Source organism: Marinicauda salina (genome assembly GCF_003122085.1).
Lineage (GTDB): Bacteria > Pseudomonadota > Alphaproteobacteria > Caulobacterales > Maricaulaceae > Maricicauda_A > Maricicauda_A salina.
In genome coordinates this window covers 94,795-111,662 of sequence record NZ_QEXV01000003.1, presented here as the reverse complement: position 1 = coordinate 111,662, position 16,868 = coordinate 94,795, and the positions used below count along the sequence as shown (strand labels likewise).

The 16,868-nt window shown below is 69.6% G+C and carries 13 protein-coding genes and 1 pseudogene; all 14 read left to right on the top strand.

What is annotated here, in order from left to right; all coding sequences use genetic code 11:
* Nucleotides 1–7 precede the first annotated feature (7 nt).
* The 14 genes and pseudogenes from mce to bamA all read left to right on the top strand — a co-directional run bounded on the left by mce (nt 8) and on the right by bamA (nt 16,868).
* Nucleotides 8–433, top strand: coding sequence for a methylmalonyl-CoA epimerase (gene mce / locus DDZ18_RS06045; protein ID WP_109253067.1), 426 nt, complete (start codon nt 8–10; stop codon nt 431–433).
* Nucleotides 430–786: a DUF1467 family protein gene (locus DDZ18_RS06040; protein WP_109252481.1), complete on the top strand. Its 357-nt coding sequence runs from the start codon at nt 430–432 to the stop codon at nt 784–786. The genes mce and DDZ18_RS06040 overlap by 4 nt, the downstream gene beginning before the upstream one ends.
* A gap of 84 nt (nt 787–870) precedes the next feature.
* Nucleotides 871–2,202, top strand: coding sequence for a lipoprotein-releasing ABC transporter permease subunit (locus tag DDZ18_RS06035; protein ID WP_109252480.1), 1,332 nt, complete (start codon nt 871–873; stop codon nt 2,200–2,202).
* On the top strand, nt 2,195–2,890 hold the full coding sequence (locus tag DDZ18_RS06030; RefSeq protein ID WP_109252479.1) for an ABC transporter ATP-binding protein: 696 nt from the start codon (nt 2,195–2,197) through the stop codon (nt 2,888–2,890). Before DDZ18_RS06035 ends, DDZ18_RS06030 begins: the two co-directional genes overlap by 8 nt.
* Before the next feature lie 298 nt (nt 2,891–3,188).
* Complete coding sequence (dnaE, locus tag DDZ18_RS06025; RefSeq protein ID WP_109252478.1) at nt 3,189–6,641, top strand: DNA polymerase III subunit alpha; 3,453 nt, start codon at nt 3,189–3,191, stop codon at nt 6,639–6,641.
* A 188-nt stretch (nt 6,642–6,829) separates the two neighbouring features.
* A pseudogene (gene rpsB, locus DDZ18_RS14265) lies at nt 6,830–7,684 on the top strand (30S ribosomal protein S2); the annotation flags it as partial.
* Between the two features lie 396 nt (nt 7,685–8,080).
* Complete coding sequence (tsf, locus tag DDZ18_RS06015) at nt 8,081–9,022, top strand: translation elongation factor Ts (protein WP_109252476.1); 942 nt, start codon at nt 8,081–8,083, stop codon at nt 9,020–9,022.
* Nucleotides 9,023–9,061: 39 nt separating this feature from the next.
* Nucleotides 9,062–9,811, top strand: a complete 750-nt coding sequence (pyrH, locus tag DDZ18_RS06010; protein ID WP_199241137.1) for a UMP kinase — start codon at nt 9,062–9,064, stop codon at nt 9,809–9,811.
* Between the two features lie 38 nt (nt 9,812–9,849).
* Complete coding sequence (frr, locus tag DDZ18_RS06005; RefSeq protein ID WP_109252475.1) at nt 9,850–10,407, top strand: ribosome recycling factor; 558 nt, start codon at nt 9,850–9,852, stop codon at nt 10,405–10,407.
* Nucleotides 10,408–10,438: 31 nt separating this feature from the next.
* The gene (uppS, locus tag DDZ18_RS06000; RefSeq protein ID WP_109252474.1) at nt 10,439–11,158 is read left to right on the top strand and encodes a polyprenyl diphosphate synthase; all 720 of its coding nucleotides are present in this window, start codon (nt 10,439–10,441) and stop codon (nt 11,156–11,158) included.
* Nucleotides 11,151–11,984 (top strand): phosphatidate cytidylyltransferase, encoded by an 834-nt coding sequence (locus tag DDZ18_RS14100; RefSeq protein ID WP_233245732.1) that lies wholly within the window; start codon nt 11,151–11,153, stop codon nt 11,982–11,984. Before uppS ends, DDZ18_RS14100 begins: the two co-directional genes overlap by 8 nt.
* Nucleotides 11,981–13,171 carry a 1-deoxy-D-xylulose-5-phosphate reductoisomerase gene (gene dxr, locus DDZ18_RS05995; protein WP_233245731.1) on the top strand — a complete coding sequence of 397 codons (1,191 nt, stop codon included), beginning with the start codon at nt 11,981–11,983 and terminating at the stop codon, nt 13,169–13,171. The genes DDZ18_RS14100 and dxr overlap by 4 nt, the downstream gene beginning before the upstream one ends.
* A gap of 49 nt (nt 13,172–13,220) precedes the next feature.
* Nucleotides 13,221–14,417 carry a M50 family metallopeptidase gene (locus DDZ18_RS05990; protein WP_109252472.1) on the top strand — a complete coding sequence of 399 codons (1,197 nt, stop codon included), beginning with the start codon at nt 13,221–13,223 and terminating at the stop codon, nt 14,415–14,417.
* Nucleotides 14,418–14,582: 165 nt separating this feature from the next.
* Complete coding sequence (gene bamA, locus DDZ18_RS05985; RefSeq protein WP_233245730.1) at nt 14,583–16,868, top strand: outer membrane protein assembly factor BamA; 2,286 nt, start codon at nt 14,583–14,585, stop codon at nt 16,866–16,868.

Here is a 16,868-nt window from a genome sequence, read left to right as displayed (position 1 = left end):
GGACGCGATGAAGATCGGACGGCTCAACCATGTCGGCGTGGCGACGCCCGACGTCGAGGCGGCCGCGCAGGTCTACGCCGATCTCTACGGCGCGACCGACGCCACGCCGGCGAAGGAATTTCCAGAGCTCGGCGTGAAGGTGATCTTCGTCAATCTGCCCAACATGCAGATCGAGCTGCTCGAGCCGCTGAGCGCGGACAGCCCGGTGACGAAATTCCTGGAGAAGAACCCGAAGGGCGGTCAGCATCACATGTGCTTCGAGGTCCCCGACATCGTCGCCGCGCGCGACGCCATGCGCGAGCGCGGCGCGACGGTGCTCGGAACGGGCGAGCCCTATATCGGCGCCCACGGCGTGCCGGTCATCTTCGTCCATCCGCGAGACACCGGCGGCGTGCTGATCGAGCTGATGCAGGAGCCGGAGGGCGCGCATTGAGCCGCTGGCTGAAGAACGGCCTCGTCGCCCTGGTCGTCGTCCTGCTCGTCGCGCAGCTCTTCCTGCCCGATGACGGCGTCGGCTTCGTCACCGGGCTCGTGGTGCTGCTGCTGATCTGGTGGATGGTGCTGTTCGCCGTGCTGCCGCGCCGCGTGCGCGGCCAGTTCGAGGACGGCGACATCGTGCCCGGCTCCGAGCCCGGCGCGCCCGTCGAACCGCGGCTCAAGGAGAAGGCCTGGCTCACGACGCTGATAGCGTGCGGGCTGTGGCTGGTCTATTTCGTCGTCTTCGAGTTCGGCCTGTTCGGGCTCGATGCGATCCCCTTCGGCCCGCGTTTCGAACCGCCGGGATAGGACGCGCGGGGCTGGACCGCGCGCCGGGACGCGGTCTACTCCTTGAAACGACTTTCCTTCCCACCCGACCGGGAGACCTGACGCATGGGCGAGGCCGCCGAGACCGTCGCCGCAGACGAGGCCGGGCCGAACGGCTCGCGGCCGTTCAGCGGCTTCGAGTTCATGCTCGCCTTCCGCTATCTGCGCACCCGCCGCAAGTATGGCGGCGTCACGCTGATCTCGGTGATCTCGTTCGTCGGCATCGCGCTCGCGGTCACCGCGCTGATCGCGGTGATGTCGATCATGAACGGCTTCCGCCACGAGCTGCTCTCGCGCCTGCTCGGCGTCCAGGCGCATGTCTATGTCTACGCGCCCAGCGAGGACCCCGCCGCGATCGACGCGCTCAGCGAGTCCATCAACGCGATCGACGGGGTGCGCCAGGCCGGCCCGGTGATTACCGGCCAGGCGCTGGCGACGTCGGGCCGCGCCTCGACCGGCGTGCAGACGCTCGGCGTGCGCGCCCAGGACCTCGCCCGCTACGCGCTGATCGGGGAGGGCGCGCCGGAGAACGCCGGCATCGTGCAGGGCTCGCTCGAGGGCTTCGGCGAGGGCCGCAATGGCGGGAACCGCATCCTGATCGGCTCGGGCATCGCGGCCAGCCTCGGCGTCGGGCCGGGCGATCCCGTCACCCTGATCGCGCCGGAGGGCGCGGCCACGCCCATGGGCTCGGCGCCGCGCCGGAAGGCCTACGAGGTCGCCGGCGTCGTCTCGATGGGCGTGCTCGATCTCGACCGCATCTATGTCTTCATGCCGATCGAGCAGGCCTCGCTCTTCTTCAACCGGCCGGGCGGCGGCGACTATATCGACGTGCGCCTGACCAATCCCGACGAGCCCGGTCCGGTGATGACCCGCATCCGCGAGATCGTCCCGGAAGGCACGGTCATGTACGACTGGCGCCGGCAGAACCAGCAGTTCTGGACCGCGCTGCAGGTCGAGCGCACGGCGATGCGGCTCATCCTGTCCATCCTGGTCGCGATCGCGGCGATGAACATCATCTCCGGGCTGGTCATGCTGGTGAAGAACAAGAGCCGCGACATCGCCATCCTGCGCACGATGGGCGCGACGCGCGGCGCGGTGATGCGCATCTTCCTGATCGCCGGCGCGGCGGTGGGGGTGCTCGGCACGCTGGCTGGCATCGTCGGCGGCGTGCTGATCGCGACCTTCATCGGTCCGATCCAGGACTTCATCGGCCTGCTCACCGGCGTCAACGTGTTCGACCCGTCGGTCTATTCGCTCTACCGCCTGCCGGCGCGCCTGGAATGGAGCGAGGTGGTGTTCGTCGCGATATGGGGCTTCCTGATGGCGCTGATCGCCACGCTGCCGCCGTCCTGGCGGGCGGGCCGGCTCGATCCGGTGGAGGCGCTGCGCTATGAGTGAGCCCGCGCTGTCCATCCGCGATCTCACGCGGATCTACGAGACCGAGGGCGAGCGCTTGGAAGTGCTCACCGGGGCCGATCTCGATCTCTATCCCGGCGAGCTGGTCGGCCTCGTGGGGCCGTCCGGCTCGGGCAAGTCCTCGCTCCTGCACGCCGCCGCGTTGCTCGAGACCCCGACGGCGGGCCAGGTCTTCATCGGCGGCCGCGACGGGCTCAAGCTCGGCGAGCGCGCGCGCACCAAGCTGCGCCGTCGTGAAATCGGTTTCGTTTACCAGTTCCATCACCTGCTGCCGGAACTTGATGCGCTGGATAATGTCGCGCTGCCCCGCCTCATCGCCGGGGCGAGCTTTCCGAAGGCCCGGGAAGACGCGAAGGCGCGCCTGGAGTCGCTGGGCCTCGGTGCGCGGCTCGCTCACCGCCCCGGCCAGATTTCCGGCGGCGAGCAGCAGCGCGTCGCGATCGCGCGCGCGCTGGTGAACCGGCCGCGCGTCCTGCTGGCCGACGAGCCGACCGGCAATCTCGATCCCGCGACCTCGGACCAGGTCTTCGATGCGCTGGCCGAGGCCTGCCGGGAGGCCGGCGCGGCCGCGCTGGTGGCGACCCACAATCAGGCGCTCGCCAGCCGGATGGACCGCGTCGTCACGCTCGCCGACGGCAAGCTCGTCCCGTATGCGGGCGAGGACGCCTGAACGCGTCCCGACGGGGCGTCTCCCGAGTTTTCCACAATTTGAATCACCACCCTTGACAGGCGGAACAAAAAGGGAAAACGTAGAGCGGAACAAAACGCGAATACATCATCAAGCCGCCGGAGTTTCGCCATGCGCCGCCTGATCGAGGAAACCACCTCCGCCGCCGCCGTTCTCGGTTTCATCTGCCTCGTGGTCACCTGGGGAAGCGCGGTCTCGGGCTGATCGCGGCCGGGGCCTGGGCTAGCCTCTCCGGGTCACGGAATCATCGATCCGGCCGCGGCCGGGAAGGGGCCTCATCATGACGGCGTCGCCATTCGTCCATCTGCGGGCGCGCTCGCCCTATTCGCTGCTCGAGGGCGCGATGCGCATCGGCGAGATGGCCGAGCTGTGCCGGACGGAATCGATGCCGGCGCTGGCGCTGACCGACTCCAACAACCTGTTCGGCGCGCTCGAGTTCTCCGAGACGCTGGCGAAGAACGGCGTGCAGCCGGTGATGGGCTGCACGCTGTCGGTCCGGCTGGAGGCCCCGCGACCCGGCGAACGCGCCGGACCCGACGGGACGCTCGTCCTTCTGGCCCAGGACGAGACCGGCTACGGCAATCTCATGGCGCTGTCCTCGTCGGCCTATCTCGACGTGGGCGCGGCCGAGGAGCCGCACGTCCCGATCGAGACCGTGCTTCAGCGGGCCGAGGGGCTGATCTGTCTCACCGGAGGTCCGGAGGGCGCGCTCAACCGCCTCGTCTGCGAGGGTCGGGACGGGCCGGCGCGCGCGCTTCTGGAACGTCTGGCGGGCGGCTTTCCCGACCGGCTCTATATCGAGCTGCAGCGCCACGGCCGCCGCGACGAGCTCACCGCCGAGGACTGGCTCGTCGAGCGCGCCTACGCCGACGGCCTGCCGCTCGCGGCGACCAACGAACCCTTCTTCGCCAAGCCCGAGCTGCACGGCGCGCACGACGCGCTCATGTGCATCGCCCAGTCGAGCTATGTCACCGTCGACGACCGCCGCCGGGTGACGCCCGAGCACTACTTCAAGTCCGGCGCGGAAATGGCCGAGCTGTTCGCCGACCTGCCCGAGGCGATCGAGAACACCGCCGACATCGCGCGCCGCTGCGCCTTCCGTCCCCGCGTCGGCGATCCGATCCTGCCGAGTTTTCCCACCGAGGGCGGCCGCGACGAAGCCGAGGAGCTGCGCGCCCAGGCCGAGGCCGGGCTCGCCGCGCGGCTCGAGAAGGTCGAGCCCGCCGCGCCCGTCGAGACCTACCGCGAGCGCCTCGACCACGAGCTCGCCATCATCGAGCGCATGGGCTTTCCCGGCTATTTCCTGATCGTGTCGGACTTCATCAAGTGGGCGAAGGCTCACGACATCCCCGTCGGGCCGGGGCGCGGCTCGGGGGCGGGCTCGGTCGTGGCCTGGGCGCTCACCATCACCGATCTCGACCCGCTGCGCTTCGGCCTGCTGTTCGAGCGCTTCCTCAATCCCGAGCGCGTGTCGATGCCCGACTTCGACGTCGACTTCTGCCAGGAGCGGCGCGGCGAGGTGATCCGCTACGTCAAGCAGCGCTACGGCGAGGACCGTGTCGCTCACATCATCACCTTCGGCACGCTGCAGGCCCGCGCCGTGGTGCGCGATGTCGGCCGCGTGCTGCAGCTGCCCTTCGGCCTGGTCGACCGGCTCGCCAAGCTGGTGCCGAACAATCCCGCCGAGCCGGTGACGCTGGCCGAGGCCGTCGAGACCGAGCCCAAGCTCGACCAGGCCCGCCGCGACGACCCGGCCGTCGACCGGCTGATCGAGGTCGCGCTGCAGCTCGAGGGCCTGTTCCGCAACGCCTCGACCCACGCCGCCGGCGTGGTGATCGGCGACCGGCCGCTGGTCGAGATGGTGCCGCTCTACCGCGATCCGCGCGCCGACCTGCCGGCCACGCAGTTCAACATGAACTGGGTCGAGCCCGCCGGCCTGGTGAAGTTCGACTTCCTGGGCCTGAAGACGCTCACCGTGATCTCGCGCGCGCTCGATTTCGTCGAACGCGCCGGCGGGGAGCGCATCGATCTCGAGGCGCTGGGATTCGACGATCCCGCGACCTACGAGCTGCTCGCCACCGGCGGCTCGATCGGCGTGTTCCAGCTGGAAAGCTCGGGCATGCGCGACACGCTGAAGAAGCTCAAGCCGGACACGGTCGAGGACGTGATCGCGCTGATCTCGCTCTACCGGCCCGGCCCGATGAAGAATATCGACGTCTATGTCGACCGGAAGTTCGGCCGCGCCGAACCCGACTATCTCCATCCCGAACTCGAACCCGTCCTGAAGGAGACCTACGGGGTCATCATCTATCAGGAGCAGGTGATGCAGATCGCCCAGATCCTGTCGGGCTACTCGCTCGGCGAGGCCGATCTGCTGCGCCGGGCGATGGGCAAGAAGAAGAAGGAGGAGATGGACAAGCAGCGCGTCCGCTTCCTCGAAGGCGCGCAGGAGCGCGGCGTGAGCCGCGACAAGGCCTCCTACATCTTCGATCTCGTCGCCGAGTTCGCCGGCTACGGCTTCAACAAGTCCCACGCCGCGGCCTACGCCGTGATCGCGTACCGCACCGCCTGGCTGAAGGCGAACCATCCCGTCGCCTTCATGGCCGCGCTGATGAGCCTGGACGCCCACAACACCGAGAAGCTCGCCGTGTTCTTCCAGGAGACGCGGCGGATGGGGCTCGCCGTGCGGCCGCCCGACGTCAACGCCTCGGAGGCCGACTTCGCCGTCGAGGACGGCGCCATCCGCTACGCGCTCGGCGCCATCCGCAATGTCGGCTTCGCCGCGATGGAGCACGTCGCCGAGGTGCGCCGCGCCGGCGGGCCGTTCCGCGACCTGTTCGATTTCGCCGAGCGCGTCGACCCCCGCCAGGTCAACAAGCGCGCCTTCGAGAATCTCGCCCGCGCCGGCGCCTTCGACTCGCTCGAGCCCGATCGCGCCCGCGCGCTCGCCGCCGCCGACACGCTCATCGCGCTATCGCAGCGCGCCCATTCCGAGCGTGAGAGTTCGCAGGCTTCGCTGTTCGGCGGGGGCGGGGAGGGCGCGCCCTCGGGTCTCGAGCGGCCGCGCCTGCCCGATGTCGAGCCCTGGGACCCGGTGCGCCGGCTCGATGAGGAGCTCGCCGCGATCGGCTTCTATCTCTCCGGCCATCCGCTCGACGACATGGCCGCCGCGCTCGCCCGCCGGGGCGTGGTCTTTCACGCCGACCTGCCCGCGCGCGTCGCCGAGGGCGCGAGCGCGGCGCGCATGGCCGGCGTGGTGCGCCGGCGCCAGGAGAAGATTTCGCGGCGGACCGGTAAGCGTTTCGCCTTCCTCACCCTGTCCGACCCGTCCGGCGAGTTCGAGGCGCTGGTGCCCCCCGACGTGCTCAGCGACACCCGCGAGATCCTCGAGCCCGGCGCGGCCGTGACGGTCAACGCCCGCATCGAGGCGCAGGAAGACGAGATGCGCGTCATCATCGACGACGCTGACATGATCGATCCCTTCGCCATGGAGCCGGCCGGCGAGCGCCTGCGCATCCATGTCGAGGGGCCGGAGGCGCTGCCCGGCGTGAAATCCCGGCTCGAGCGCGCCGACGCCCGCGAGGGCGGGCCGCGCGGCGCGGTCCATCTCGCCGTGCCGCTGAGCGACGGGCGGACCGCGGAACTGCGCCTCGACGGCCGCCACGCGGTCGATCCCGCCGCCCGGGCCGCGATCAAGCAGGTCGCCGGCGTCGTCGCCGTCGAGGCGGAGTAGCCTCCGGGTTCACCGCGATCGCGGCTTGTCTCGACCCGTCATCACTCGTATAAGCGCGCGCGATCCCGCACACGGGGCTACGGCGCGTATCGAACGCGCGTCGCTCCGGTGCCGCGTCCGTCCCGGCTTCTTCGGATCCGGGCGGCCGGCTCCGCCCCGTGGAGGCCAACCGGAAAAGGATGACAACGATGGCCCTTCCTGAATTCTCCATGCGTCAGCTGCTGGAAGCCGGCGCCCATTTCGGACACCAGACCCACCGCTGGAACCCGAAGATGAAGCAATTCATCTTCGGCGAGCGCGCGAACATCCACATCATCGACCTGTCCCAGTCGGTGCCGCTGATGCACCAGGCGCTGGTCAAGATCCGCGAAGTCGCCGCCAATGGCGGGCGCATCCTGTTCGTCGGCACCAAGCGCCAGGCCTCCGAGCCGGTGGCGCAGGCGGCCGGCCGCTGCGCGCAGTACTTCATCAATCACCGCTGGCTGGGCGGCACGCTCACCAACTGGCGGACGATCTCGCACTCGATCGCGCGCCTGCGCGAGCTCGAGGATCTGCTCGACCAGGAAGGCGGCCCGCAGGGTCTCACCAAGAAGGAAATTCTCAACCTGTCGCGCGAGCGCGAGAAGCTCGAGCGCTCGCTGGGCGGCATCAAGGAGATGGGCGGCACGCCGGACCTGATGTTCGTGATCGACACCAACAAGGAGTCGATCGCCATCCAGGAGGCCAAGCGCCTGAACATCCCCGTCGTCGCCGTGGTCGACACCAATTGCGATCCCGATCCGATCGACTTCCCGATCCCGGGCAATGACGACGCGGCGCGCGCGATCTCGCTCTATTGCGAGCTCGTCGCCGACTCCGTGCTGGACGGCATCGCCGAAAGCTCCTCGGCGCTCGGCGTGGATCTCGGCGAATCCGAGGCGCCGGTGGAAGCCGCGGTGACCGAGGAGGCCGCTCCGGCCGAAGCCGCCCCGGCTGAAGCCGCCGAAGCCCCGGCCGAGACCGAAGCGCCCGCCGCCGAAGCCGCGGCCGAGCCGGCGAAGGCCGAAGGGAAGGCCGAGGAGGCCCCCGCCGCCGAGAAGGCCGCCGAGAAGACCGAGGAGGCCCCCGCCGCCGAGACCAAGGCCAAGGCGTCCAAGTCGACCGCGAAGACGGCGGCCAAGAAGCCGGCTTCCAAGACGGCTTCCAAGACGGCCACGAAATCGACCGCGAAGTCCGGCGCCAAGACGGCGACCAAGTCGGCGGCGAAGTCGACGACGAAGACCGAGTCGAAATCGACCGCCAAGTCGACCTCGAAGACCGCGGCGAAGTCGACGACCAAGGCCGCGTCGAAGACGACCAAGGCCGCCTCGAAGAAGAAGGCCGATGACGACTCGTCCGAGCAGAAGAACGAAGCCGCCAAGAGCGAATAGCGCCGGCGCGCGAACCAAGGAGACCTCCCCATGGCCGAAATCACCGCCGCTCTGGTGAAGGACCTGCGCGAGAAGACCGGCGCGGGCATGATGGACTGCAAGAAGGCGCTCGCCGAGACCGATGGCGACGTCGAGGCCGCCGTCGACTGGCTGCGCAAGAAGGGCCTGTCGAAGGCCGCCAAGAAGGCCGACCGCGTCACCGCCGAGGGCCTGGTCGCCGTCGCGTCGGCCGAGCGCGGCGCGGGCATGGCCGCCGCGGCCGTCGAGGTGAACTCCGAAACCGACTTCGTCGCCCGCAACGAGCTGTTCCAGAAGGCGGCTTCCGAGATCGCCGAGCTCGCCATCGACGCCGCCGACATAGAGGCGCTGTCGGCCGCCCAGACCAGCGGCGGCAAGTCGGTCGCCGACACGCTCACCGACCTGATCGCCCAGATCGGCGAGAACATGACGCTGCGCCGCGCCGCCGCGCTCGCCGTCGATCCGGGTGTGGTTTCAACCTATGTCCACAACGCCGCCGCCGAGGGCATGGGCAAGATCGGGGTGATCGTCGCGCTGAAGTCCGAGGGCGACAAGGCCAAGCTCGCCGAGCTCGGCCGCAAGGTCGCCATGCACGTCGCCGCGGCCTCGCCGGCGGCGCCGCTGGCGCTGTCGGTCGACGATCTCGACCCGGCGGTGGTCCAGAAGGAGCGCGACGTGCTGTCCGACCAGGCGCGCGCCTCGGGCAAGCCGGAGAACATCATCGAGAAGATGGTCGAAGGCCGGCTGCGCAAGTTCTACGAAGAGGTCGTGTTGCTCAATCAGGCCTTCGTGCTCGATCCCGACAACACGGTCGAGCAGGCGCTCAAGGCCGCCGAGGCCGATGTCGGCGCGCCGATCGAGTGCACCGGCTTCGTCCGCATGGAGCTCGGCGAGGGCGTCGAGAAGAAGGACGAGGACTTCGCCGCCGAAGTCGCCGCCGCCGCGCGCGGCTGAACGATAACCGCCGGCCCGACGCCAGGAGACGCGCGAACCGTGACTGACGCCGATCAGCCCTCCGCCGGAGATCCGCCGGGCCCGTATCGCCGGGTCCTGCTCAAGATTTCCGGCGAGGCGCTGATGGGCGACCAGGCCTACGGCATCGACATCGAGACCGCCGACCGCGTCGCGCAAGAGATCGGCGACGCCGTCGAGGCGGGCTACGAGATCTGCCTGGTCATCGGCGGGGGCAACATCTTCCGCGGGCTGTCCGCCGCCGCGCGCGGCATGGACCGGGCCGCCGCCGACTACATGGGCATGCTCGCCACGGTGATGAACGCGCTGGCGATGCAGACCGCGCTCGAGCGCGTCGGCGTGTCGACGCGCGTCCAGTCGGCGATCCCGATGACGACGGTGTGCGAGCCCTATATCCGCCGCCGCGCCATCCGGCACATGGAGAAGGGCCGCGTGGTGATCTTCGCCGCGGGCACGGGCAATCCCTTCTTCACCACGGACACGGCCGCCGCGCTGCGGGCCGCGGAGATGGGCTGCAACGCGCTGTTCAAGGGCACGAACGTCGATGGCGTCTATGACGCCGACCCCAATGAGGCGCCTGACGCGAAGCGTTTCGAGTCCCTGACTTACACCGATGTCCTTGCAAAGAACTTGAAGGTTATGGACGCCTCCGCGGTGTCGCTCATGCGTGACAACCAGATCCCGATCGTGGTGTTCAATATCCGCGAGCAGGGCGGTCTGGCGCGCGTGCTCAACGGCGATGGCCGCTGCACCGTGGTCGGCGGAGACTGACTCGGCGCCGGGCGCCGCTTAGGGGAGATGACACGACGATGGCCGATTTCGACATCAACGACATCAAGCGGCGCATGGACGGCGCCGTGGACTCGCTGAAGACGGAATTCTCGGGCCTCAGGACCGGCCGGGCGCACGTCTCGCTGCTCGATCCGATCAAGGTGGAGGCCTACGGAACGCCGACGCCGATCAACCAGCTGGGCACGATCACAACGCCCGAGGCGCGGATGATCTCGGTCCAGGTCTGGGACCAGAGCCTCGCGCCGGCCGTCGACAAGGCGATCCGCAATTCCTCGCTCGGCCTCAACCCCGTCGTCGAGGGCGGGCTGATCCGCATCCCGATCCCGCCGCTCAACGAGGAGCGCCGCGCCGAGCTGGCGCGCACGGCGGGGTCCTACGCCGAGCAGGCCCGCGTCGCGGTGCGCAATGTCCGCCGCGACGGCATGGACGCGCTCAAGCGGCTCGAGAAGGACAACGAGATCAGCGAGGACGAGCACAAGAAGCTCGCCGACCAGGTCCAGAAGCTGACCGACGAACGCATCGAGACGATCGACGATCTGCTCAAGCACAAGCAGGACGAGATCACGAAGGTCTGACGCCGCGCGGACCGCGGCAGGGAGGCCGGACATGGCGACGCAATCCGAAGCGCGCCGCGCGCCGCCCCGCCACGTGGCGATCATCATGGACGGCAATGGCCGCTGGGCCGCCGCGCGCGGCAAGCCGCGGGCGTTCGGCCATCGCCAGGGCGTCGAGGCCGTGCGCGGCGCGGTGCGCGCCGCCGGCGACCTGGGGCTCACCCATCTCACGCTTTTCGGCTTCTCGACCGAGAACTGGCGTCGCCCCGCCGAGGAGGTCGACGCGCTGTTCGCGCTTCTGAAGCGTTTCGTCGCCGCCGATCTCGACCGGCTGGTCGCGGAGGGCGTCCGCGTGCGCGTGATCGGACGGCGCGAAGGGCTGTCCGCCGACATCCTCGACATCATCCGGGACGCCGAGTCGCGGACGGCGGAGAACACGCGCTTCAACCTGACGATCGCGTTCAATTACGGCGGTCGCGACGAGATCGTCCGCGCCGCCGTGCGCGCCGCCGCGGACGGAGGCGATCTCGCCGATCTCGACGAGGACGGCTTCGCGGCCCATCTCGACACGGCGAGCCTGCCCGATCCCGACATGCTCATCCGCACCAGCGGCGAGCGCCGGCTGTCGAACTTCATGCTGTGGCAGGCCGCCTACGCCGAGCTGATCTTCATGGACGTGCTGTGGCCGGATTTCTCGCGCGAGCATCTCGAGGCCGCGATCGAGGACTATCGCGGCCGCGAGCGCCGCTATGGCGGTCTCAGTCATGTCTGAGGCGGCGCCCGGCCGCCGGGCTGCCCGCGATCCGGTCTTCGGAAGACGGGTCCTGTCGGCGCTCGTGCTCGCGCCGATCGCGATCGGGCTCGTCTTCGCCGGCGGCCATCTCTTCGCGATGTTCGTGGCCGCCTTCGCCGCGGCCATGGCGTGGGAATGGGTGCGGATGTCGGACAAGGCCGCGCCGCCGCGCGCCTTCGCCACGGCGACCGGGACGGCGGTGGGCGCCGCGCTGCTCGCCGCCCAGGACGCCTATGCCTACACCGCGGTCTGGGTGCTCGCCGGCGCCGCCGGGGCGGCCTTCGACCGGGCGCCGCGGGGGCGCGCCTGGGAGGCGTTCGCCGGCGTGGCCTATGTCGCCGCCGCCGCGGCCGCGCTGGTCAGCCTGCGCATGGCCGAGGCCGGCGGGCTGGTCGCGGTGGTCTACCTGCTGGCGGTCGTATGGTCGGCCGACACCTTCGCCTATCTCGCCGGCACCTGGATCGGCGGCTGGAAGCTGCTGCCCGCGGCCAGCCCCAACAAGACGTGGACCGGGCTGGCGGCGGGGCTCGCCGCCGGCGCGGCGGCGGGCGGCCTGGTCGCGGCCGGCTTCGGCTTCGATGTCGGTCACGCCTGCATCGTCGCGGTACCCACCGCCGCCGCTGCGGTGATTGGGGACCTCGTGATGTCCCTGTGCAAACGGCGCTTCGGCGTGAAGGACGCGGGCACGCTCATCCCGGGTCATGGCGGCGTGCTCGACCGCGTCGACGCGCTGATGCTGGCCACCTTGGTCGCCGCGGCCTGGACGGCGGCCTCGCCCCAGGGCTGGCCCGGAGGCGGGTGGTGAGCCCCCGCCGCGTCACCATCCTCGGCGCGACCGGCTCCGTCGGGCGCGCCACGCTCGACCTGATCGCGCGCGCGCCGGAGGGAACGTTCGACGTCGTCGCGCTCACCGCCAACTCGAACGCCTCCGAGCTGGCCGCGCTCGCCCGGCGCTTCGACGCCGAGTTCGCCGCCGTGGCCGATTCCGCCGCCGGCGACGCGCTTTCCGACGCCCTTGCGGGAACCGGGATCCGCGCGGCCGCCGGCGAGGGCGCGGTGCTCGAGGCTGCGGCCATGCCGGCCGACTGGATGATGGCCGCCATCGTCGGCGCCGCCGGCCTCCGCCCGACGCTGGAGGGCGTGCGCCGGGGCGCCGTCGTCGCCTTCGCCAACAAGGAGGCGCTCGTCTGCGCCGGCCGGCTGTTCATGGAGACGGCGCGGGAATGCGGCGCGACGCTGCTGCCCGTCGATTCCGAGCACAACGCCGTCTTCCAGGCGCTCGACGACTCGAAGCCGGCCGAGCTGCGCCGGATCATCCTCACCGCGTCGGGCGGCCCGTTCCGGACCGCCACGCGCGAGGCGATGGCCGCGGCCACGCCGGAAGCCGCGCTCGCCCATCCGACCTGGGAGATGGGCGCGAAGATCTCGATCGATTCCGCGACGATGATGAACAAGGGCCTCGAGATCATCGAGGCCTGCCATCTGTTCGATCTGCCGCAGACGCGCGTCGACGTGCTGGTGCATCCCGAATCCATCGTCCACGGCCTCGTCGAGCACATCGACGGCGGACTGCTCGCCCAGCTGGGCGCGCCCGACATGCGCACGCCGATCGCGCACGCGCTGGCCTGGCCGCGCCGGATCGAGACGCCGGTCGAACGCCTGGATCTCGCGAAGCTGGGCCGGCTCACCTTCGAGGCGCCCGACGCGGAGCGCTTTCCCGCCCTGGCGCTGGCGCGCATGGCCGCGGACTCCGGCGGCGCGCTGCCGGCGATCTTCAATGCGGCCAACGAGATCGCGGTGAGCGCCTTCCTCGAGCGCCGGATCGGCTTTCTTGACATCCCGTCGACGGTTTCTGAGGCTCTGGAACGCGCCTTGCGTGAGGGGCTGGACGGCGCGGAACCGGCCGATTTCGAGGCGGTCTTCGAGGCCGACGGGACCGGGCGGACCTTCGCCCGGGACGCCATCGCGCGCACGGCTCGCAGGAGGGGGTGAGCCTGCGTCTCATCAAGTCGGCGGCATCGGACCGCCTGAGGGGTGTGACATGATCGATCTGCTCGGCTCCGGCCTGCTCAGCCTGTTCGCCTTCGTGGCGGTGATCTCCTTCGTGATCGTCATCCACGAGCTGGGTCACTATGGCGTCGGGCGGCTGTTCGGCGTTCACGCCGAAGCGTTCTCCATCGGATTCGGGCCGGTGCTGGCCGAGTGGCGGGACGGGCAGGGGACGCGCTGGCGCATCTCCGCGCTGCCGCTGGGCGGCTTCGTCAAGTTCCGCGGCGACGAGAACGCCGCGAGCGCGCCGGATCGCGCCGCGCTCGAGCAGGCGCGCGACGCCCACGGTGACGCCGACACCGTGTTCCATTTCAAGCCGGTCTGGCAGCGCGCCCTGATCGTGCTCGCCGGACCCGCGGCGAATTTCGTGCTCGCGATCGCGGTGTTCGCCGTTCTCGGCGCGGCCCGCGGCGAGGTGAGCGCCGAGCCGTTGATCGGAACGGTCATCGAGGACTCGGCGGCCGAGGCCGCCGGCTTCCAGCCGGGCGACCGCGTCCTCGAGATCGACGGCGCGCCGGTGCGCTCCTTCACCGACATCACCGAAAGCGTCTATATCCGCGCCGGCCAGACCATGCGTTTCCTCGTGGACCGCGACGGGCGCGAGCTCGAACTGGTCGCCGAGCCCCAGCGCCAGATGCGCGAGGACGGGCTCGGCGGGGAGCGCGCCATGGGCTTTCTCGGCGTCGGGTTGTCTCCGGATGCGGAGCTCGCCTATCGCCGCTATTCCGTCATCGAGGCGCCGGCCTACGGCGTGCGCCGGACCGCCGAGATCACGGGCATGATCCTCGACTATATCGGCCGCCTGGTGACCGGACGCGCCTCGGTCGAGCACATCAACGGCCCTCTGGGAATCGCCACGACCGCCGGCCAGATCGCCAATCAGGCCGTCGACGGGGGAGCGTCGGGCGGCGCCGCGCCGGCCGCGGGCGATCGCGTCCTGGCGCTCGTTCTCGGCCTCGTGACGCTCGCCGGCCTGTTGTCCGTGGCGCTCGGTCTGATGAACCTTCTCCCCATCCCGGTCCTCGACGGCGGCCACCTTGTGTATTACGCCTACGAGGCCGTTGCGCAGCGGCCGCCGAGCCCCGCCCTGCAGGCGGCGGGGTTCCGGATCGGCCTTGCGCTCGTTCTGGGAATGCTCTTTGTGGCCACCTGGAACGATGTAAGTTATTTGCGGGGTTTGTTTTCCTAGCCGCACGCGGCCGGGCGAGGGACAGAGGCGTTCATGACAGCGACCTACCGTTTGGTGTTGGCGGTCCTCGCCGCCTTGATGATTGCGGCCGTTCCGGCGCGCGGCCAGGAGCCCGCAGCGGAACCGCCGGCGCAACAGGGCGCGGGGCAGGCCGCCGGACAGGCGGTGTCGACGGGGCAAAGCGCGCAGCGGCCGATCCTGCAGGTCCTGGTCGAGGGCAATCAGCGCGTCGAAGCCGACACGATCCTGTCCTATCTGCTCATCCAGCCGGGCGACGTTCCCAATCCGCGCCTGATCAACCTTTCGATCCAGACCCTTTACGGCACGGGGCTTTTCTCCGACGTCCGCATCGCCATCGACGGTCCCAACATGATCATCGCGGTCGAGGAGAACCCGATCATCAACCGCGTGATCCTCGACGGAAACCGCGCGATTGACGACGACAAGATCACCGAGGAGACCGAGCTGCAGCCGCGGGCGGTGTTCACCCGCGCCCGCGTTCAGTCGGACGTCCAGCGGATCCTCGAGGTCTACCGCCGCTCCGGCCGGTTCGCCGCGCAGGTCGAGCCCAAGATCGTCGAGCTCGACCAGAACCGGGTCGATCTCGTCTACGAGATATCCGAAGGCCCGGTGACGAGCGTCCGGCGGATCAGCTTCATCGGCAACGAGGCGTTCTCGGACCGCCAGCTCCGCCGCCAGATCGTCACCACGGAAGCGCGGTGGTGGCGCTTCCTGTCGTCGAACGACAATTACGATCCCGACCGGCTCGAATTCGACCGCGAGCAGCTTCGCCAGTTCTACGCCGATCGCGGCTACGCCGACTTCCGCATCGTCTCCGCCGTCGCGGAGCTGACCCCCGACCAGTCCGGCTTCTACATCACGTTCACGATGGAGGAGGGGCGGCGCTACGAGTTCGGCGACATCACCGTCACCACCGAGATCCCCGATCTCGACGGCGAGCGCCTGGCGCAGGTCGTGGCGACGCAGCCCGGCGAGCTCTATGTCGGCAGCCAGATCGAGGATTCGATCGAGACGCTGACCTTCGCCGCGGGCGCGGCCGGCTACGCCTTCGTCGACATTCGCCCGCGGGTGACGACCAATCGCGAGGAACGGACGGTCGACGTCGAGTACGTCATCAACGAGACGCCGCGCGTCTATATCGAGCGCATCGACATCGTCGGGAACACGCGCACGCTCGATCGCGTGATCCGTCGCGAACTCGACCTCGTAGAGGGCGATCCGTTCAACCAGGCGCTGCTCAACTCGTCCGAGCGCCGCGTCAACCGGCTGGGCTTCTTCGAGGAAGTCTCGATCGAGCCCGTGCAGGGCTCGTCGCAGGACCGGGCCCGGGTCGAGGTCAGCGTCACCGAGCAGCCCACGGGCGAGCTCGCATTCGGCGCCGGCTTCTCCTCGACGGAATCCTTCCTCGTCGATTTCTCGATCTCCGAGCGCAATCTCCGCGGCCGCGGCCAGTTCCTCCGCCTGCGGGTCTCGGCGAGCTCGCGTCGCGAGCAGATCGATATCCGATTCACCGAACCGCGCTTCCTCGACCGAAACCTGAGCGCGGGCTTCGACATCTTCCGGATCGAATCCGACTTCTCGCGCGAGGCCTCCTTCCGGACCTCCTCGACGGGCGCGACGCTGCGGGCGAGCTTCCCCCTGACGCGCTCGGTCCAGTCGAGCGTGAGCTATACCTTGCGTAACGACGAGGTTCGAACCTTCGGCGGGGTGTCCTCGTCGATCCTGCGCGCGTCGGGCGACCGGGTGACATCGCTGCTCGGCTACTCGCTCGCCTGGAACCGCGTGAACAACTACGCCCGGCCGTCCGACGGATTCCGGCTCGTCTTCAGTCAAGATATCGCCGGATTCGGCGGTGATGTTCGCTATGTCCGCTCTGAACTGCAGGGCGGGGTGTACCAGAGCGTCTTCAGGGACGACTTCGTGTTCAGCGTCACCGGAGAGACCGGCTTGCTGTATTCCTGGGGCGGCGACTCCGCCCGGATCAACGACCGTTTCTTCCGTGGAGGCAACAACTTCCGCGGGTTCGAGACCGCCGGCATCGGGCCTCGCGTCGTGCAACGCCGCGAAGAACCGCTCGAGGACGGCGACCAGTTCCGGTCGCTCGATGCGCTGGGCGGCAACTTCTACGCCCAGGGCGCCGTCGAATTCAGCTTCCCGCTGCCGCTTCCGGAGGAATACGGAATCCGCGCCAGCGTCTTCACCGAATTCGGCACGCTCGGCTTCCTTCCGGGCGAGGACGAAATCGTCGACGACGGCACGGCGGACGCCATCTTCACCGTGGACGATCTGTCCCCGCGCGTGTCCGCCGGGCTCAGCGTCTTCTGGGATTCGCCGTTCGGCCCGGTGCAGTTCGACTTTGCGGATGCGCTCGTGAGGGAAGACTACGATCGCGCCGAATTCTTCAGATTCAGCACAAGAACGGGGTTCTAA